The organism is Halomonas sp. S3-1-1 (assembly GCF_023757625.1).
Lineage (GTDB): Bacteria > Pseudomonadota > Gammaproteobacteria > Pseudomonadales > Halomonadaceae > Vreelandella.
Genome location: NZ_JALGBZ010000003.1, coordinates 383,464 through 398,355, shown reverse-complemented (window position 1 = coordinate 398,355; position 14,892 = coordinate 383,464). Strand labels below are relative to the sequence as shown.

The window sequence follows — 14,892 nt, the reverse complement described above, 5'->3', positions numbered from 1 at the left end:
GTTTTCCCTAATAGCGAGAACCCGATGCTTTCCTCTCTACGCATGCGCATCCTTTTGGTGACGCTGATCGTGATTACGCTGGCACTTCTCGCCAATGCTCTGATCAGCTATACGACGTTGAAAACCCAAAACGACCGCCAAGTGACTCAACAACTGACGTCGGTTTCCAATGACAACGCTTCGATCATCGAAGAGTGGGTCGGCGCCCGTATTTCCATGATGGAAGCGGCGCGCTCGCAGGTCGTCGCGGCAGACCCCAGCGCCTCGCTCGTCCAGCTAGCCGACTCCGGCGGCTTTTTAAGCGCCTATATCGGGCTTCCCGACGGTGGTCTGATCTCATCGGATGGCTGGATTCCCGGTGATGACTTCGACGCGCGCCAGCGAGGCTGGTATCAAAGCGCCGTCGCCCAGGACACCACCATCGTCTCGCTGCCCTACCAGGACTCCAACAGCGGCCAGCTAGTAGTCGCTTTCGCAACGCCGGTCAAACAAAACGGTCGGTTGTTCGGCGTGATCGGCGGTGACGTCCCTATCGATCAGTTGGTTAGCCAGGTCAATGCGATTCAGCTCACACCGTCGAGCTTCGCCTTTCTCAGTAGCGGCGGCGAGACCATTATTGCCCACCCGGATTCGGCACTGACGCTACAGCCGCTCGAGCGCGTGAGCCCAGCGCTGACCCCAGCGCTCATCGAGCGTTTGAGCGACACCCAAAATCGCTGGGAAAGCGTTGAAGTCGATGGCGACACCAAGCGCCTCGTTGCCACCCCCATCGCCGGTACCGATTGGGAACTCGGCTTGGCGCTAGACGAATACGAAGCGACCGCCGGGCTTCGAGCAACGACCCACTCCGCGCTGATCACGCTGCTAGTAGTGCTTGGCGTGACGGCGCTGCTGGTGAGTTTGTGGCTCAAGCGCGCGCTGTCAGGGCTCGAACGTGCCCGCGACGCCTTGAACGATATCGCCAGCGGTGAAGGCGATTTGACACGGCGCTTGGCCGTCGCCGGCAAGGACGAGGTCGCTCAGATCAGCGACGCTTTCAACCGCTTCGTCGACAAGATGGAGCACGTACTGATCGACGTGCGCGCCAGCAGCGATGCGGTCCACCACGCCGCCAACGAAATCGCCTCCGGCGGCCAGGATCTTTCGCGGCGCACTGACAATACCGCGGCGAGCCTGCAGCAAACCTCGGCGTCGATCGAGGAGATCACCAGCACCGTCCAGCACACGGCGTCTTCGGCTCAGGAGGCCAGCCAGCTTTCCCGCAACGCCTCTGACGTGGCGGGTCACGGTGGCGAAGTAATGGGCAGCGTGGTTACCACCATGGAGGAGATCACCAAAGCGTCCGAGAAAATCGGCGAGATCGTCACTTTGATGAACAGCATCTCGTTTCAGACCAACCTGCTGGCGCTCAACGCCTCGGTGGAAGCGGCGCGGGCCGGCGAGCACGGCCGCGGCTTCGCGGTGGTGGCCGAAGAGGTACGCAACCTGGCGCGGCGCAGCAGCGACGCGGCCAACGATATCCAAACGCTGATCGAGGACTCGCAGGGCAAGGTCAATAGTGGGACCGCGCTCGTGCAAAGCGCCGGCAACACCATGAACGATATCGTTTCGCAAATCACCCGCGTCACCGACGTGCTCCAGGAGATCGAGGCGGCCACCAGTGAGCAAAGCGAGGGCATCAAACAGGTCAACGTCGCGGTGGCGGACCTGGACCGCATGACCCAGGAGAACGCCGCTTTAGTGGAAGAGTCCACCACCGCCGCCGAGCAATTGAAGGAGCAGTCCGGTCAGTTGGCCACGGTAATTGGACGCTTCAAGGTCTCCAGCCAAGGCGCTTCGGCCCAAACGCCCGCTTTGGCCAAAGCGGCGCAGCCGCGGCCAGTGGCACCGACACCGCGATTGGCGACGACTCAATCGACCCAAGGCGACTGGGACAAGTTCTAAGGCATCCTTAAGGCACCGGCGGAAGTTCGATGTCGTCGCTTCGGCTGGCACCAGCGGTCATTTCGCGGCACAGCCGCAGAAACTCTCGCACGCCGGTGGTGAGGTACTTGTGCCGGTGCCAGATGAAGGTGAACTGGCGCTTGAGATCCAATTCCGGGGTGGGCAGCGCGACCAGGCTCCCACGCCGGAAGGCGTCGCGCAGCGCCAGCCGTGACACGCAGCCAATCCCCAACCCCGACTCCACCGCGCGCTTGATGCCTTCGGTATGCTCGAGTTCCAACAGCGTATTGAAGCGGCTACGCCGATGGCGGGCCGCGTGTTCGAGCGTCATGCGCGTACCCGAGCCCTCCTCGCGCATGATCCAGTCTTCGCGCAAGAGCTGCTCGAGCTCCAGGTGCTCGCGCCCGGCAAGCGGGTGGCGCGGCGAGCAGAACACACAAAGCTCATCCTCGACCCAAGGCTGGCTGACGATCATTTCGTCATCGCACTGGCCTTCGATCAGCCCCAAGTCCAGCGAGTGCTGGCGCACCCCTTCGATAATATGGCGCGTATTGCGTACCGCCAGCCGTACCCGGCTGCCGGGATAGCGCTGCATGAAGTCGCTGATCAGAAGCGTGGCCAGGTAGTTGCCGATGGTCAGCGTGGCGCCCACTTCCAATGCGCCCACGCCCTTCTGACCGCGCAGCAGTTCCTCGACTTCCTCGGCCCGGTCGAGAAGCGCGACCGCCTTGGGCAGCAGCTGAAACCCTAACGCGTTGAGCTTGAGCCGCTTGCCGAGGCGGTCGAGCAATTGGCAGTCGAACTGGCGCTCGAGCTCGGTCAGCGCCGTGCTGGTCGCAGATTGAGACATGGCCAGCGAGCGCGCCGCCTGGGAGACGCTTTCGTGCTGGGCCACGGCGACGAACACCTCGAGCTGGCGCAGGGTATAGTGCATGACCCACCTATATCGATTTTGCAGATAATGTTTATCAGTATAATTGACTTAACAGATATACCGCCACCGATTAGACTTCTCGGCAACATCATTCATCTCTTTTATTCTTTTATCGAATATGTAATGCGAATGCCTCTTCATTGACCGGCATTTGCGACCAAGGAGTCGTCATGAGCAAGTTTGCCCTGGAAGAAGTGCTGAGCGTTCATCACTGGAACGATACGCTGTTCAGCTTTCGCACGACGCGCGAGCGCAGCCTGCGCTTCAAGACCGGCCAGTTCGTGATGATCGGCCTGGAAGTCAACGGCAAGCCCCTGATGCGCGCCTACTCTATCGCCAGCCCCAACTACGAGGATCACCTCGAGTTCTTCAGCATCAAGGTGCCGGATGGCCCGCTTACCTCGCGTCTGCAGCACCTGAAAGTGGGCGATCAGATCATGGTCAGCCGAAAGCCGACCGGTACGCTGGTGTGCGACGACCTGCTGCCCGGGCGCAATCTTTACATGCTCTCCACCGGCACGGGCCTGGCGCCCTTCATGAGCCTGATTCAGGACCCGGAAGTGTACGAGCGCTATGAAAAGATCGTGCTGGTACACGGCGTGCGCGAAGTCTCAGAGCTGGCCTACGCCGACTTCATCACCAAAGAGCTTCCCGCTCACGAATACCTGGGCGAAGAGATCGCCGAGAAGCTCGTGTACTACCCGACGGTAACGCGGGAAGAGTTTCACACCATGGGCCGCCTGACCGACCACATTCGCAGCGGCAAGATCTTTGAGGACACGGGACTTGCGCCCATCGACCCGCGTCAGGACCGCGCCATGATCTGCGGAAGCCCGGCGATGCTCGACGACACCAGCGCCCTGCTCGATGAGCTCGGCATGAATATCTCGCCGCGCATGGGCGAGCCGGGCGACTACGTGATCGAGCGCGCCTTCGTCGAGAAGTAATGCCGCTTTAAGGCACTAAAAAGCCCCGCCAACCTTCCGGTTGGCGGGGCTTTTTTGCGCACGCTTGGCGAGCTTAAACCGCGTCTTTACCGGTTTCGCCGGTACGGATACGAATCACCTGCTCCAGCGGCATGACAAAGATCTTGCCGTCGCCGATCTTACCGGTATTCGCCACCTGAGTGATCGCCTCGATCACCTGCTCGACCAGCTCGTCGTCGACGGCCACTTCGAGCTTAACCTTGGGCAGAAAGTCCACCACGTACTCGGCGCCGCGATACAGCTCGGTGTGCCCTTTCTGGCGGCCAAAGCCCTTCACTTCCGTCACGGTAATGCCCTGCACGCCGATGTCCGAGAGGGATTCGCGTACGTCATCAAGCTTGAACGGCTTGATAATGGCTGAGATAAGTTTCATTGCGACATCCTTTAACTTGTGGCCCGTTTTTTATCTGGGTAAGCGAAGGTCACTGGAGGCCAAACGCGCCCTGTTCCCCTTAAGCATACACCGCTCCCGCCAGAGAATAAAAAAGCCTCCCACGAAGGGGAGGCCAGAGTCGCTGATATGGGTTAAGCGTGCTTATTTCTTGACGCTAAACTCCGGGTAGGCTTCGAGGCCGCACTCGGCGATGTCCACGCCTTCGTACTCTTCCTCTTCGCTGACGCGAATGCCCATGATCGCTTTGATCACCAGCCACACCACCAGGCTTGCCAGGAATACCCAGGCGAAGATGCCCACGATACCGATCAGCTGCGCGCCGAACGTGGCGGATTCGCTAGAGAGCGGGACGGCCAGCAGGCCCCAGATACCGACGACGCCGTGTACCGAGATCGCACCGACCGGGTCGTCCAGCTTGAGCTTGTCCAGCGTGACGATGGAGACGACGACGATCAGACCGCCGATGGCACCGATGATGGCCGAGCCCAGCGCCGTGGGCGATAGCGGGTCGGCGGTAATGGTGACAAGACCGGCCAGCGCTCCGTTGAGTGCCATGGTCAGGTCCGCCTTGCGGAACCACAGTTTGGCGAGTACCAGCGCGGCGAGCACACCCGCAGCGGCGGCGGCGTTGGTGTTCACGAACACCTGAGCGACGTTATTGGCAGACGCCACGTCGGACAGCTTGAGCTCCGAGCCGCCGTTGAAGCCGAACCAGCCCATCCACAGAATGAAGGTACCCAGCGTTGCCAGCGGCATGTTGGCACCGGGAATGGCATGAATGGCGCCGTCCTTACCGTACTTGCCTTTACGCGGGCCAAGGATCAGCACGCCAGCGAGTGCCGCGGCCGCACCGGCCATGTGCACGATGCCGGAACCGGCGTAGTCGGAGAAGCCCACCGCGTCCAGCCAGCCGCCGCCCCAGGTCCAGTAGCCGGACACCGGGTAGATGAAGCCAGTCATCACCACGGCGAAGGCCAGAAACGCCCAGAGCTTCATGCGCTCGGCCACGGCACCGGAGACAATCGACATGGCGGTGGCCACAAATACGACCTGGAAGAAGAAGTCGGAGCGATTGGAGTAGTAATTCGCGTCTTCACCGCCGTTAAGCACGGCATCCACGCCGTTTTCAGCGCCCAGCAGCACGCCCAAACTCGGCAAGAAGCCGCCTTCGCCGCTAGAGTACATGATGTAGTAGCCCACCAGCAGGTACATGGTGCAGGCAATGGCGAACAGTGCGATGTTCTTGGTCAGGATTTCCGCGGTGTTCTTGGAGCGCACCATACCGGCTTCCAGCATCGAGAAGCCAGCGGCCATCCACATGACCAGCACGCCGCAGATCAAAAAGTAAAAGGTATCGAGCGCGTAGCTCAAATCAGTGACTTCGTTCATGAATCGTTCCCCGTGTTCCTGGCGTTATAGTGATTCGATCAAGGCGTATCCAAATCCTGCGGGCTATACCGCGTCGGCACCGCGCTCGCCGGTACGAATACGGATGACGTCTTCGAGCGGCGTGACGAAGACCTTGCCGTCGCCGATCTTGCCGCTGTTAGCCGCGCTGCAGATGGCGTCGAGCACGCCATCCAGGCGCGAATCGTCGACCGCGACTTCCACCTTCACCTTGGGCAGAAAATCGACGACGTACTCGGCGCCCCGGTAGAGCTCGGTATGACCCTTCTGACGCCCGAAGCCCTTGACCTCGGTCACCGTGATCCCCTGCACGCCGTTGTCGGCCAGTGCTTCACGAACGTCGTCGAGCTTGAACGGCTTGATGATAGCGGTGATGAGTTTCATCCCGGATCTCCCTGCTGGATAAGTAGCGCTGACATGAGCAGCGCTGGGATAAGTAGCGGTACGGCCGCCGAAATTGATGCAATGCCTCGTTAATGCTCATACCGTGCCATTGGCTAAAATTAACTAAAAAATCATAACTTTAAGCACCACTGGAACGTCATGATGACTTTTTCCAGCGCGCCAAGGCGGTGCAGAGATAATTCACCGCACCATATAAGTGCGAATTGAAAAGCGCCCTGCCTTCTTTTGATGCATTGAAAAAGTCAGGGCTTAAACGCCTGCGAAACATGCGTATTTCGCTACGGTTGCGTATCCTTACTGCAAAGACGTGCGTCCCCACGTCGTTTACATTCATGCGTTCCTCATCAGGAGAGAGTCATGGCGACCCAAGACCGTATTAGCCGCCTCGCCCAGCAGATCGGCGATCGTTTACAAAACGCCTCCCACGCGCCGGAAGACATTCAAAAAGGCGTGCAACAGGTCATGCGCGGCGCGTTTGATCGTATGGAGCTGGTCTCCCGCGAGGATTTCGACATTCTGATGGACGTTCTGCAGCGCACCCGCTCGCGGGTAGAAGCGCTGGAGCGCCAGGTGGCGAATCTGGAAGCCTCGATCGACGCAAGCCAGATTGATAAAGCAACGCCCATGGAAGCCGAGGCCCAAGCCACTCCAGCACCGGAAGAGCCGGTCAAAAAAGCCGCCAAGCCGCGCGCCACGGCCACCAAGCCGGCCAAGGACTCGAAAGGCGCGACCGGCGCGGTCGACGACCTAGGCGAATAGCCGTTAAGCGGTTAAACCCGGAAAAACCGCGGGCTTGGCAGATTGATATAAAAAATGAGAACACCTATCATTGCGCTTTACAGCGCCCTTGGTCGGCGTTCTCTCAATAACAATCTGCTTTTCGGATAGCCCATGACTCGCCTTGCTCCCCTAAGCGTCGCCCTTTTGAGCGGCGCTTTTCCCATGATGACGTTTGCCCAGAACCAACCGACCACCGGGGGCGACGCTGCCGCTCAGGACACCATGGTCGTCGTGGGGTCGCGTACGCCCACCCAGATCAGCCAGATTCCCGGCGCCGTGCACGTGGTCGAAGGCGCCGAGCTTACCCAGCAGATCAACGCCGGCGGCGATTTGAAAACGGCGCTGGGCCGGCTGGTGCCGGGGCTCGACTTTGGCCCCCAAGGGCGCACCAATGCGGGGCAGAACATGCGCGGGCGCAGCGTGCAGGTGCTCATCGACGGCGTTTCACTCAACAATTCCCGCGGCCTGTCGCGCCAGTTCGATGCCATCGATCCATTCAATATCGAGCGCGTCGAAGTGCTTTCGGGCACCACCAGCCTGTACGGCGGCGGCGCCACCGGCGGTTTGATCAATATCATTACCAAACAGGGCGACAGCGGGCGCCCGCACTTCGAGACTCAGGCGAGTCTTACCACCGGCTTCAACACCGACCATGACCTGGACCGGCGGCTCTCACAGTCCGCCAGCGGCGGCAGCGATACCGTGTACGGGCGCATCGGCGTGTCGCTCAACGAGAATGGCCGCCAGTATGATGCCGGCGGCGACGAGATCTTTCCCGATATCGCCCAAAGCGATTTGCAGGGCAATCGCAGCCTGGACGTGCTGGGCAACCTGAGTATCGAGCTCAGCGATGATCAGACGCTTCAACTGACCGGCCAGCTTTATGACTCCGGCAAGGAAAACGAGCGCGGCGTTTTCTACCCCAACCTGGCCGCGCCTGCGCCAAACCTGAACGACGCCGATATTCGCGACGGCTTTACCGCCGATCGCGAGCCGCGCACCGACCGCAAGATGATCAGCGCAAGCTATCACCACGCCGATCTGCTGAATCAGGATTTCTATCTGCAGGCGTTTCACCGGGAAGAGGAGTCCAGCTTTCACCCCTTCCCCTACCGGGCCCAGGGCGGCGGCTACTACTTTGCCGCCTCGCAGCAGAACACCACGCTGAGCGGTTTGAAGGGGCTGTTCTCGGCGGACATTACCGATGACTTCAACCTGAGCTACGGCGCAGATATCGACCGGGAGTCGTTCGACGCCTCGCAGATGCGCTTCGATCGCGCCGCCAGCGACGCCTCCGGCGGGCTCGTTCAGCGCCGCGACAGCGTCACCCCGCGCTACCCGAGCTTCGAAGTCGACACGCTGGCGCTGTTTACCCAAGGAGAGTGGTGGGCCACGGACCAGCTCCAGCTCAGCGGCGGCGTTCGCCACCAGCGCATGGACGTGGACATCGATGACTTCAACGGCGTGCCCGGCGGCTCGAGCGACTACGACGTAACGCTGTTCAATACCAGCGCCTTGTACGATTTTGACAACGGCCACCAGAGCTGGCTGGGCTACTCGGAAGGCTTCGAGCTGCCCGACCCGTCCAAGTACTACGGCCGCGCCGGCCAGACCGTGGCGGACAATCCGCTGGATGGCATCAAGACCCGCCAGGTCGAACTCGGCTGGCGCTACCAGGGCGGCGACTGGCTGGCCCAAGCGGCGGTTTACTACGCTTGGTCGGATACCGCGATCGAGCTGGACGAGGATCTCAACATCGCTCAGGTCGACGACGACCGTCGCGACTACGGGTTGGAGGCGTCACTCACGCGCTACATCGGCAACCACTGGGAAGTGGGCACAACGCTCCACGCGCTGGTTTCTGAGCAGAAGGTGGACGGCGACTGGCAGGACCGCGGCATCACCGTTTCGCCCTATCCCTCCCAGGACAGCCTGACCGCCCACGTGGGCTGGCAGGATCAGGCGCGCACGGTTCGCCTTCAGGGCAGCCACGCCCGCGAGTACGAGGACGCCGCCGGCGAAAGCATCGATGGCTTCACCACGTTTGACCTGATCGGAAGCCAGGAGACCGATTTCGGTACTCTGAGCTTAGGCATCAGTAATCTGACCGACAAACAGTACTCCACCCCCTGGGGTCAGCGCGCCGTGGGCTTCTATTCGCCGACCTATGGCCCGGAGTACCTTTACGACTACCAGGCCCGCGGGCGTACCTTTACGCTCGGCTGGTCGCTCGAATACTAGCGCGCATCAAAAAGCGCCACGGTTTTCGGAGGTGATCGCATGCCACGCGCCGCCGTGAATGCCATTACGCCGCACACCCTGGCGCAGTGGGGCCAGCGGTTCGGCATTCGTTATCGCATCGATGACGCCTCGGGGGCCGCTGCTGCCCCGGTGGCCAGTGGCGAGGTGCACGACGTGCGCCTGTTCGATTCGCTGCACCTGACGCTGTCCGATCTCGAGGTCGAGCGCGGCTATACGTCGTCATCGATTCAAGGCGTGCCCTGGTTCGTCAGCGTGGTGCTGGAAGGCGAGGTGTCGCTGATGCTGGGCCAGCAGACGCTGGCGCTGGGCGCCGGCGACGGGTTTTGCGCCCACTTCGATGCCGCCCAGCCGCTGGTCGTTCATCATCCCCGCCAGCGCCGTTTGAAAACGGTAAATCTCGCGGTGCTGGCGACCGCGCCGTTCGCGCTGCCGGCACCAACGTCAACAAGCGCGCTTTACGGCTGGTCGCTGCCGCCATCGCTTTACCAAACGCTAATGCAGGCGGCCTGCGAGCCCGCAAGCGCTTGGCGCCAACGGCTCGTTTGGCAGGGGCTGGCACTGCAGCTTTTGGGCCACGCCCTTCCCGAATCCGATGAAACCGCCGCACCCAAGCTATCCAGGCGCGACCGCGCCTGTCTGAGCGCGCTTTATGAGCGCATCCGCCGCGACCCGGGCGCCGAGTATTGCCTCTCGGCGCTGGCCCGCGACGCCGCCATGAGTACCAGCAGCCTGCGCCAAAAATTCCGCCAGCTTTACGGCGACACCCTTTTTACCCACGTTCGCCGCTGCCGGCTCGACCAGGCACGACGCTATCTCGAGCAGGGCTACAGCGTTCAGCAAACCGCCCACGCCTGCGGCTTCAAGCATGCGACCAACTTCGCCACCGCTTTCAAGCGCGCCTTCGGCGTCTCACCTCACGGCGTCCGCTCACCGCGATAGCCGCTCAAAGCGCCGCGCCTAAAAGTTCGCCATCTTCCCCATATTTGTCATTACGCATAGTCCTTCTAGCGCACGGCATACCTTTTCCGCCACAAAAAAGATAATAATTCTCATTACCTAAACATATTCGCGTTCGATTCCAGGACCTTTCATGCTGCCGACCCGCACGTTCACCCTCGCTCCTGTCGCTACCGCTTTGATGCTGGCCTCGCTTCAGGCCAGCGCCCATACCACGGCCACTCGGCTCGACACCGTGACGGTCACCGCTCAGCAGGCCGCCACCAAGGTATCGACACCTTTTCTGGAGACCCCACAGAGCGTTTCGACCATCACCGATGAAGAGATGGAGCGCCGGGGCGTCGATACCGTTCAGCGCGCCGCCGACTACACCCCCGGCGTGTACACCAACCAGGTCGGCGCCTCCAACCGCTTCGACTACCTGGTGCTGCGCGGCTTTTCTGATGGCAGCCTGAGCAATACGTTTCTCGACGGATTGAAACTGATGGGCGATGCCAACTCCCACAGCTCCATGCGCGTCGACCCCTGGTTTTTGGACAGCATCGAGGTGGTGCGCGGTCCGGCCTCGGTACTTTACGGGCGCGCCTCTCCCGGCGGGGTGGTCGCGCTCAACAGCAAACGGCCCGAATTCGAGCAAGGCGGCGAGCTGCGCTTTCGCCTGGGCAATAACCAGCAGCGCAGCGCCGCCTTCGACCTGACCGGGCCGCTGGGCGATGAGCAGCGCGTGGCGTTTCGCCTGACCGGTATCGCTTACGCCGCCGACACCCAGTTCGACCCCGCCGAGGAGCAGCGCTACGCCATCGCCCCGCGCCTGACCTGGGACATGACCGATGCCACCAGCCTGACCATGGAGGCTTACCTGCAGGACGAGCCCGAAGGCGGCTACCACTCCGGCGTCCCCTTCGAAGGCTCGGTAGTGCCTCACAACGGGCGCAGGATCAGCAACACCTTCTTCGACGGCGAAGAGGCCTTCGATACCTATGAGCGCACCCAACGGATGCTCGGCTACACCCTGGAGCACCGTTTCAACGAGGACGTCACCGGGCGCCAGCTGTTGCGCTACCTGAATTCCGACGTGGTGCTCAACCAGGTCTACGGCTTCGGCTGGAGCGCGCCGGATTCCAATGAGCTAACCCGCTACTACTCGGGCAGCAACGAGTCGCTCACCGCCTGGACGGTGGACAACCAGCTGGAGGCGGCGCTCGATACCGGCGCCGTGGCCCATCAGTTCCTGTTCGGCGTGGACTACCAGCACCGTGAAAACGAGGTCTCCTGGCCTTCCGGCGCCTTTCCGTCGCTCGATGCTTTTGATCCGGTCTACGGCGTCGATCTGGATGAGGCGGTGTTCTACGACCCGACGCGCGAGGACCACGAAATCGAGCAGACCGGCGTCTACCTGCAGGATCAGATCAGCGTCGATAACTGGCGCTTTACCCTCGGCGGGCGCTACGACTGGGTGAACATCGACAACGTCAACCGCGACTCCAATGACGCAAGCTCGCTCAGCGACACCCAGTTCAGCGGCCGCGCCGGGGCGGTGTATCTGTTCGACAACGGTGTGGCGCCTTATGTGAATTACTCCACCGCCTTCACGCCGACCAGCTTCGTTGACGAACGCGACGATTTGCTCGCGCCCATGGAGGGCGAACAGTGGGAGGCCGGCGTCAAGATTCAACCCGAGGGTAGCCAAAGCCAGTTCAGCGCCGCCGTTTTCCACATCAGCCAGGAGAACGTGGCCACCAAGGAGCAGCCGACCGACCCCTACCGGGCCGTCGGCGAAATCGAATCCCAGGGCCTGGAGCTCGAAGCGCAGACCCGACTCACCGACACGCTGTCGCTGCAGGCGGGCTACAGCTTCACCGATATCACCTACGCCAAAAGCGATGACGGCAACGAAGGCAACAATGCCATCTACGCGCCGCGTCACCAGCTTCAGGCCTGGGGGCACTACGCGCCGGTGGATGGCGGGCTCAGCGGTGTCGACATGGGCGTGGGCGTGCGCCACTACGCCGACATCGCCGCCGACCGCGCCAATACAGAGACGGTACCCGATTACACCCTGGTCGACGCCACGGTGGGCTACGACTGGAGCCAGCAGGGCTTCGAAGGCGTCGAAACCCGCCTCAACGTCAACAATGTGCTGGACAAGGAGTACGTTGCTACCTGCAACTCGCTGGACTACTGCTACTTCGGCGCCGAGCGCAGCGTGACCGCCAGCGTCCACTACCGCTTCTGACCAAGCGCCACGCCGGGCGCCCGGGCCATCGCGCTCGGGCGTTCGCCGTTTCGGGTTTGCAAACAATAAATATTATCGTTTAAATACCGGCTGACTTCTCGAGTGACGCCCTGCATGCGCCTTTCCCCTCTTCTTGCCCGCGCCCTGCTGCTGACCGCCAGCCTTCTGCCGGCCGGTGCCCAGGCGCAGTGGGCGACGCTGGACTGGACCATCGCCGAGACGCTGCTGGCCATCGACGCGCCGATCGAAGGCGTGGCGCAAATCCCCGCCTACCATGACTGGGTCGGCGAGCCACGCCTTCCGGATTCGGTGGTTGATCTGGGCCTGCGCCAGCAGCCCAACTTCGAGCTGATGGCGCAGGACCCGCCGGAAGGCTTTCTGATTTCGCCGATGTTCGAAGGGCTCACGCCGAAGCTCTCGCGCCTTGCGCCGGTGAGCTCGTTCGCGCTTTACACGCCAGGCGAAGAGACCTGGCCGGAAATGCTGAGCTTCACCCGCCAGCTCGGCGAAAAGACCCACCGCGAGGCCCAGGCCGAAGCGCTCATCGATGAAACCGACGCGCTGATGGAGCGCCTGAGCGAACAGACGCGCGCCACGCCGCCGCTTTTGATGATTCAGTTCATGGATGCGCGCCACGTGCGCGTGTTTGGCGACAACAGCCTCTACAACGCCGTGCTCTCACGGCTGGGCATCGATAACGCCTGGCAGCAGGCCACCAACGCCTGGGGCTTTGCGCTGACCGGCGTCGAGACGCTGGCGCACTACCCCGACGCCACCCTGGTCATCGTCGACCCCGTGCCCACCGGTGTGGAGGAAGAGCTCGCGCGCAGCGGGCTCTGGCAACGCCTGCCCGCCATTGAGGAGAACCGCGTGATTCGGCTGGCGCCGGTCTGGAGCTTCGGCGCGCTGCCCTCCGCCCAGCGCTTCGCTCGCGAACTGATCCAGGCACTTAACGACGCCTCAAAGCCTGCTGATTCCTGATCCCCGTTGACTCAACGCATTGCCTAAAGCTCGCCCGCTGTGCCAGGTTTAATTGGCAAAAGAAAAATTAGACCAACAACGGGGGAACGGTGATGACGCTTGCCATCGTGAACACGCGCGCCGGCGTGGGGCTCGACGCCCCAATGGTGCAGGTCGAGGTGCACCTGGCCAACGGCCTGCCGGGGCTCACGCTGGTCGGGCTGCCGGAAGCCGCGGTGAAGGAGAGCCGCGAGCGCGTGCGCAGCGCGCTGGTCAACGCCGGTTTCGATTTTCCCAACACCCGGCGCATCACCCTGAACCTCGCCCCGGCGGATCTACCCAAGGAGGGCGGGCGCTTCGATCTGCCCATTGCGCTGGGCATTCTCGCCGCCTCCGGCCAACTGCCGGTGGAGGCGCTCGAACACATCGAGTGCGCCGGCGAGCTGGCGCTGGACGGCACGCTTCGCGCCGTGCCCGGCATGCTGCCCTTCGCGCTGGCCACCAAGGCCGCCGAGCGAGCGCTGATCGTTCCCAACGCCTGCGCCGACGAGGCGGCGCTGGCCGGCAACGGCCTTACGGTGCTGCCCGCCGCCACACTTTGGGACGTGGTGGCGCACCTGCTCGACCAGACCCGCATCGCCCCCCACGTATTGCCCGCCCCGCCGAAGGCGCACAACCCGGCCCCCGATTTGGCCGACGTGCGCGGCCAGCACCAGGCGCGCCGGGCGTTGGAAGTCGCCGCCGCCGGTGGGCATAACCTCTTGCTGGCCGGCCCGCCGGGCACCGGCAAGACCATGCTCGCTAGCCGACTGCCCGGCATTCTGCCGCCGCTTAACGAGGACGACGCGCTGCAGGTCGCCGCGGTGCGCTCGGTGTGCGGGCTGGCGCTCGAGGCGGACTGGGGCCAGCGCCCGTTTCGCCAACCCCACCACAGCGCCAGCGCCGCCGCGCTCGTTGGCGGCGGCTCGAAACCCAAACCCGGCGAGATTTCATTGGCGCACATGGGCGTGCTGTTTCTCGACGAGCTGCCGGAGTTTTCGCGCAGCGTGCTGGAGGTTCTGCGCCAACCCCTTGAAACCGGCGAGATTCATTTATCCCGCGCCAGCCACGAGCGCCGCTACCCGGCGCGTTTTCAGCTCGTCGCCGCCATGAACCCCTGCCCCTGCGGGCACCTGGGCGACCCGCGAAGCCGCTGCCAGTGCACGGCCAGCCAAATCCAGCGCTATCAGGCGCGGCTCTCCGGCCCGCTTTTGGATCGTATCGACCTTCAGGTTGAAGTACCCGCGCTGCCGCCGGAGCAGCTCACCGCCCAGACCCAGGGGGAATCGTCCGACGCGGTGCGCGAGCGCGTGATGGCCGCAAGAGCGCGCCAGATGGAAAGAGGCGCGCTCAACAGCCAGCTAAGCGGCAAGGCGCTGGAAGCCGCCTGCGATTTAAGCGACGAAGAGCGTACCTGGCTTGCCGGCGTGCTGGAAAAACTCAAGCTCTCGGCGCGGGCCTATCACCGCGTGCTGCGCGTGGCGCTCACGCTTTCCGATTTACAGGGCGAACCCAAACCGGGCCAGGCGCACCTGATCGAGGCGATCGGGTATCGGCAACTGGACCGGCTGCTGGGAAAGGGCTGAGC

General features: G+C 62.7%; 12 protein-coding genes. 8 read left to right on the top strand and 4 right to left on the bottom strand.

Translation table 11 applies throughout. From position 1 onward, the window contains the following. Positions 1-24: 24 nt before the first annotated feature. Positions 25-1,944, top strand: a complete 1,920-nt coding sequence (locus tag MQW23_RS11210; protein ID WP_252108180.1) for a methyl-accepting chemotaxis protein — start codon at positions 25-27, stop codon at positions 1,942-1,944. A gap of 7 nt (positions 1,945-1,951) precedes the next feature. Here MQW23_RS11210 and MQW23_RS11205 read toward each other — a convergent pair whose 3' ends face one another. Continuing rightward, positions 1,952-2,878, bottom strand: coding sequence for a LysR family transcriptional regulator (locus MQW23_RS11205; protein WP_252108179.1), 927 nt, complete (start codon positions 2,876-2,878; stop codon positions 1,952-1,954). A gap of 170 nt (positions 2,879-3,048) precedes the next feature. Between MQW23_RS11205 and MQW23_RS11200 the strand changes: the two genes are divergently transcribed. Next, positions 3,049-3,825, top strand: a complete 777-nt coding sequence (locus MQW23_RS11200; protein ID WP_252108178.1) for a ferredoxin--NADP reductase — start codon at positions 3,049-3,051, stop codon at positions 3,823-3,825. A 73-nt stretch (positions 3,826-3,898) separates the two neighbouring features. Here MQW23_RS11200 and glnK read toward each other — a convergent pair whose 3' ends face one another. The 3 genes from glnK to MQW23_RS11185 all read right to left on the bottom strand — a co-directional run bounded on the left by glnK (position 3,899) and on the right by MQW23_RS11185 (position 6,049). Then, positions 3,899-4,237 carry a P-II family nitrogen regulator gene (gene glnK, locus MQW23_RS11195; RefSeq protein ID WP_252108177.1) on the bottom strand — a complete coding sequence of 113 codons (339 nt, stop codon included), beginning with the start codon at positions 4,235-4,237 and terminating at the stop codon, positions 3,899-3,901. A gap of 162 nt (positions 4,238-4,399) precedes the next feature. Beyond that, the gene (locus MQW23_RS11190; protein WP_252108176.1) at positions 4,400-5,647 is read right to left on the bottom strand and encodes an ammonium transporter AmtB; all 1,248 of its coding nucleotides are present in this window, start codon (positions 5,645-5,647) and stop codon (positions 4,400-4,402) included. A 63-nt stretch (positions 5,648-5,710) separates the two neighbouring features. Further along, a complete protein-coding gene (locus MQW23_RS11185) occupies positions 5,711-6,049 on the bottom strand; it encodes a P-II family nitrogen regulator (protein WP_227389981.1) in 339 nt (112 codons plus the stop codon). A 378-nt stretch (positions 6,050-6,427) separates the two neighbouring features. Here MQW23_RS11185 and MQW23_RS11180 point away from each other — a divergent pair, with 378 nt between their 5' ends. From MQW23_RS11180 to MQW23_RS11155, 6 genes are all read left to right on the top strand, one after another. After that, a complete protein-coding gene (locus tag MQW23_RS11180) occupies positions 6,428-6,829 on the top strand; it encodes an accessory factor UbiK family protein (protein ID WP_252108175.1) in 402 nt (133 codons plus the stop codon). 183 nt (positions 6,830-7,012) lie between these two features. Then, positions 7,013-9,091: a TonB-dependent receptor gene (locus MQW23_RS11175; RefSeq protein WP_252108174.1), complete on the top strand. Its 2,079-nt coding sequence runs from the start codon at positions 7,013-7,015 to the stop codon at positions 9,089-9,091. 39 nt (positions 9,092-9,130) lie between these two features. Then, a complete protein-coding gene (locus tag MQW23_RS11170; RefSeq protein WP_252108173.1) occupies positions 9,131-10,051 on the top strand; it encodes an AraC family transcriptional regulator in 921 nt (306 codons plus the stop codon). A 151-nt stretch (positions 10,052-10,202) separates the two neighbouring features. Next, on the top strand, positions 10,203-12,305 hold the full coding sequence (locus tag MQW23_RS11165) for a TonB-dependent siderophore receptor (protein ID WP_252108172.1): 2,103 nt from the start codon (positions 10,203-10,205) through the stop codon (positions 12,303-12,305). A 114-nt stretch (positions 12,306-12,419) separates the two neighbouring features. Then, positions 12,420-13,286, top strand: a complete 867-nt coding sequence (locus MQW23_RS11160; protein ID WP_252108171.1) for an ABC transporter substrate-binding protein — start codon at positions 12,420-12,422, stop codon at positions 13,284-13,286. A 92-nt stretch (positions 13,287-13,378) separates the two neighbouring features. Beyond that, positions 13,379-14,890 (top strand): YifB family Mg chelatase-like AAA ATPase, encoded by a 1,512-nt coding sequence (locus MQW23_RS11155; protein WP_252108170.1) that lies wholly within the window; start codon positions 13,379-13,381, stop codon positions 14,888-14,890. The last annotated feature ends 2 nt before the right edge of the window (positions 14,891-14,892 follow it).

Coding starts and splice junctions, on each gene's coding strand:
- MQW23_RS11190 (WP_252108176.1), bottom strand. CDS start 5,647: ATGAACGAAGTCACTGATTTGAGCTACGCGCTCGATACCTTTTACTTT.
- MQW23_RS11175 (WP_252108174.1), top strand. CDS start 7,013: ATGATGACGTTTGCCCAGAACCAACCGACCACCGGGGGCGACGCTGCC.
- MQW23_RS11155 (WP_252108170.1), top strand. CDS start 13,379: ATGACGCTTGCCATCGTGAACACGCGCGCCGGCGTGGGGCTCGACGCC.
- MQW23_RS11165 (WP_252108172.1), top strand. CDS start 10,203: ATGCTGCCGACCCGCACGTTCACCCTCGCTCCTGTCGCTACCGCTTTG.
- MQW23_RS11200 (WP_252108178.1), top strand. CDS start 3,049: ATGAGCAAGTTTGCCCTGGAAGAAGTGCTGAGCGTTCATCACTGGAAC.
- glnK (WP_252108177.1), bottom strand. CDS start 4,237: ATGAAACTTATCTCAGCCATTATCAAGCCGTTCAAGCTTGATGACGTA.
- MQW23_RS11185 (WP_227389981.1), bottom strand. CDS start 6,049: ATGAAACTCATCACCGCTATCATCAAGCCGTTCAAGCTCGACGACGTT.
- MQW23_RS11210 (WP_252108180.1), top strand. CDS start 25: ATGCTTTCCTCTCTACGCATGCGCATCCTTTTGGTGACGCTGATCGTG.
- MQW23_RS11160 (WP_252108171.1), top strand. CDS start 12,420: ATGCGCCTTTCCCCTCTTCTTGCCCGCGCCCTGCTGCTGACCGCCAGC.
- MQW23_RS11170 (WP_252108173.1), top strand. CDS start 9,131: ATGCCACGCGCCGCCGTGAATGCCATTACGCCGCACACCCTGGCGCAG.
- MQW23_RS11180 (WP_252108175.1), top strand. CDS start 6,428: ATGGCGACCCAAGACCGTATTAGCCGCCTCGCCCAGCAGATCGGCGAT.
- MQW23_RS11205 (WP_252108179.1), bottom strand. CDS start 2,878: ATGCACTATACCCTGCGCCAGCTCGAGGTGTTCGTCGCCGTGGCCCAG.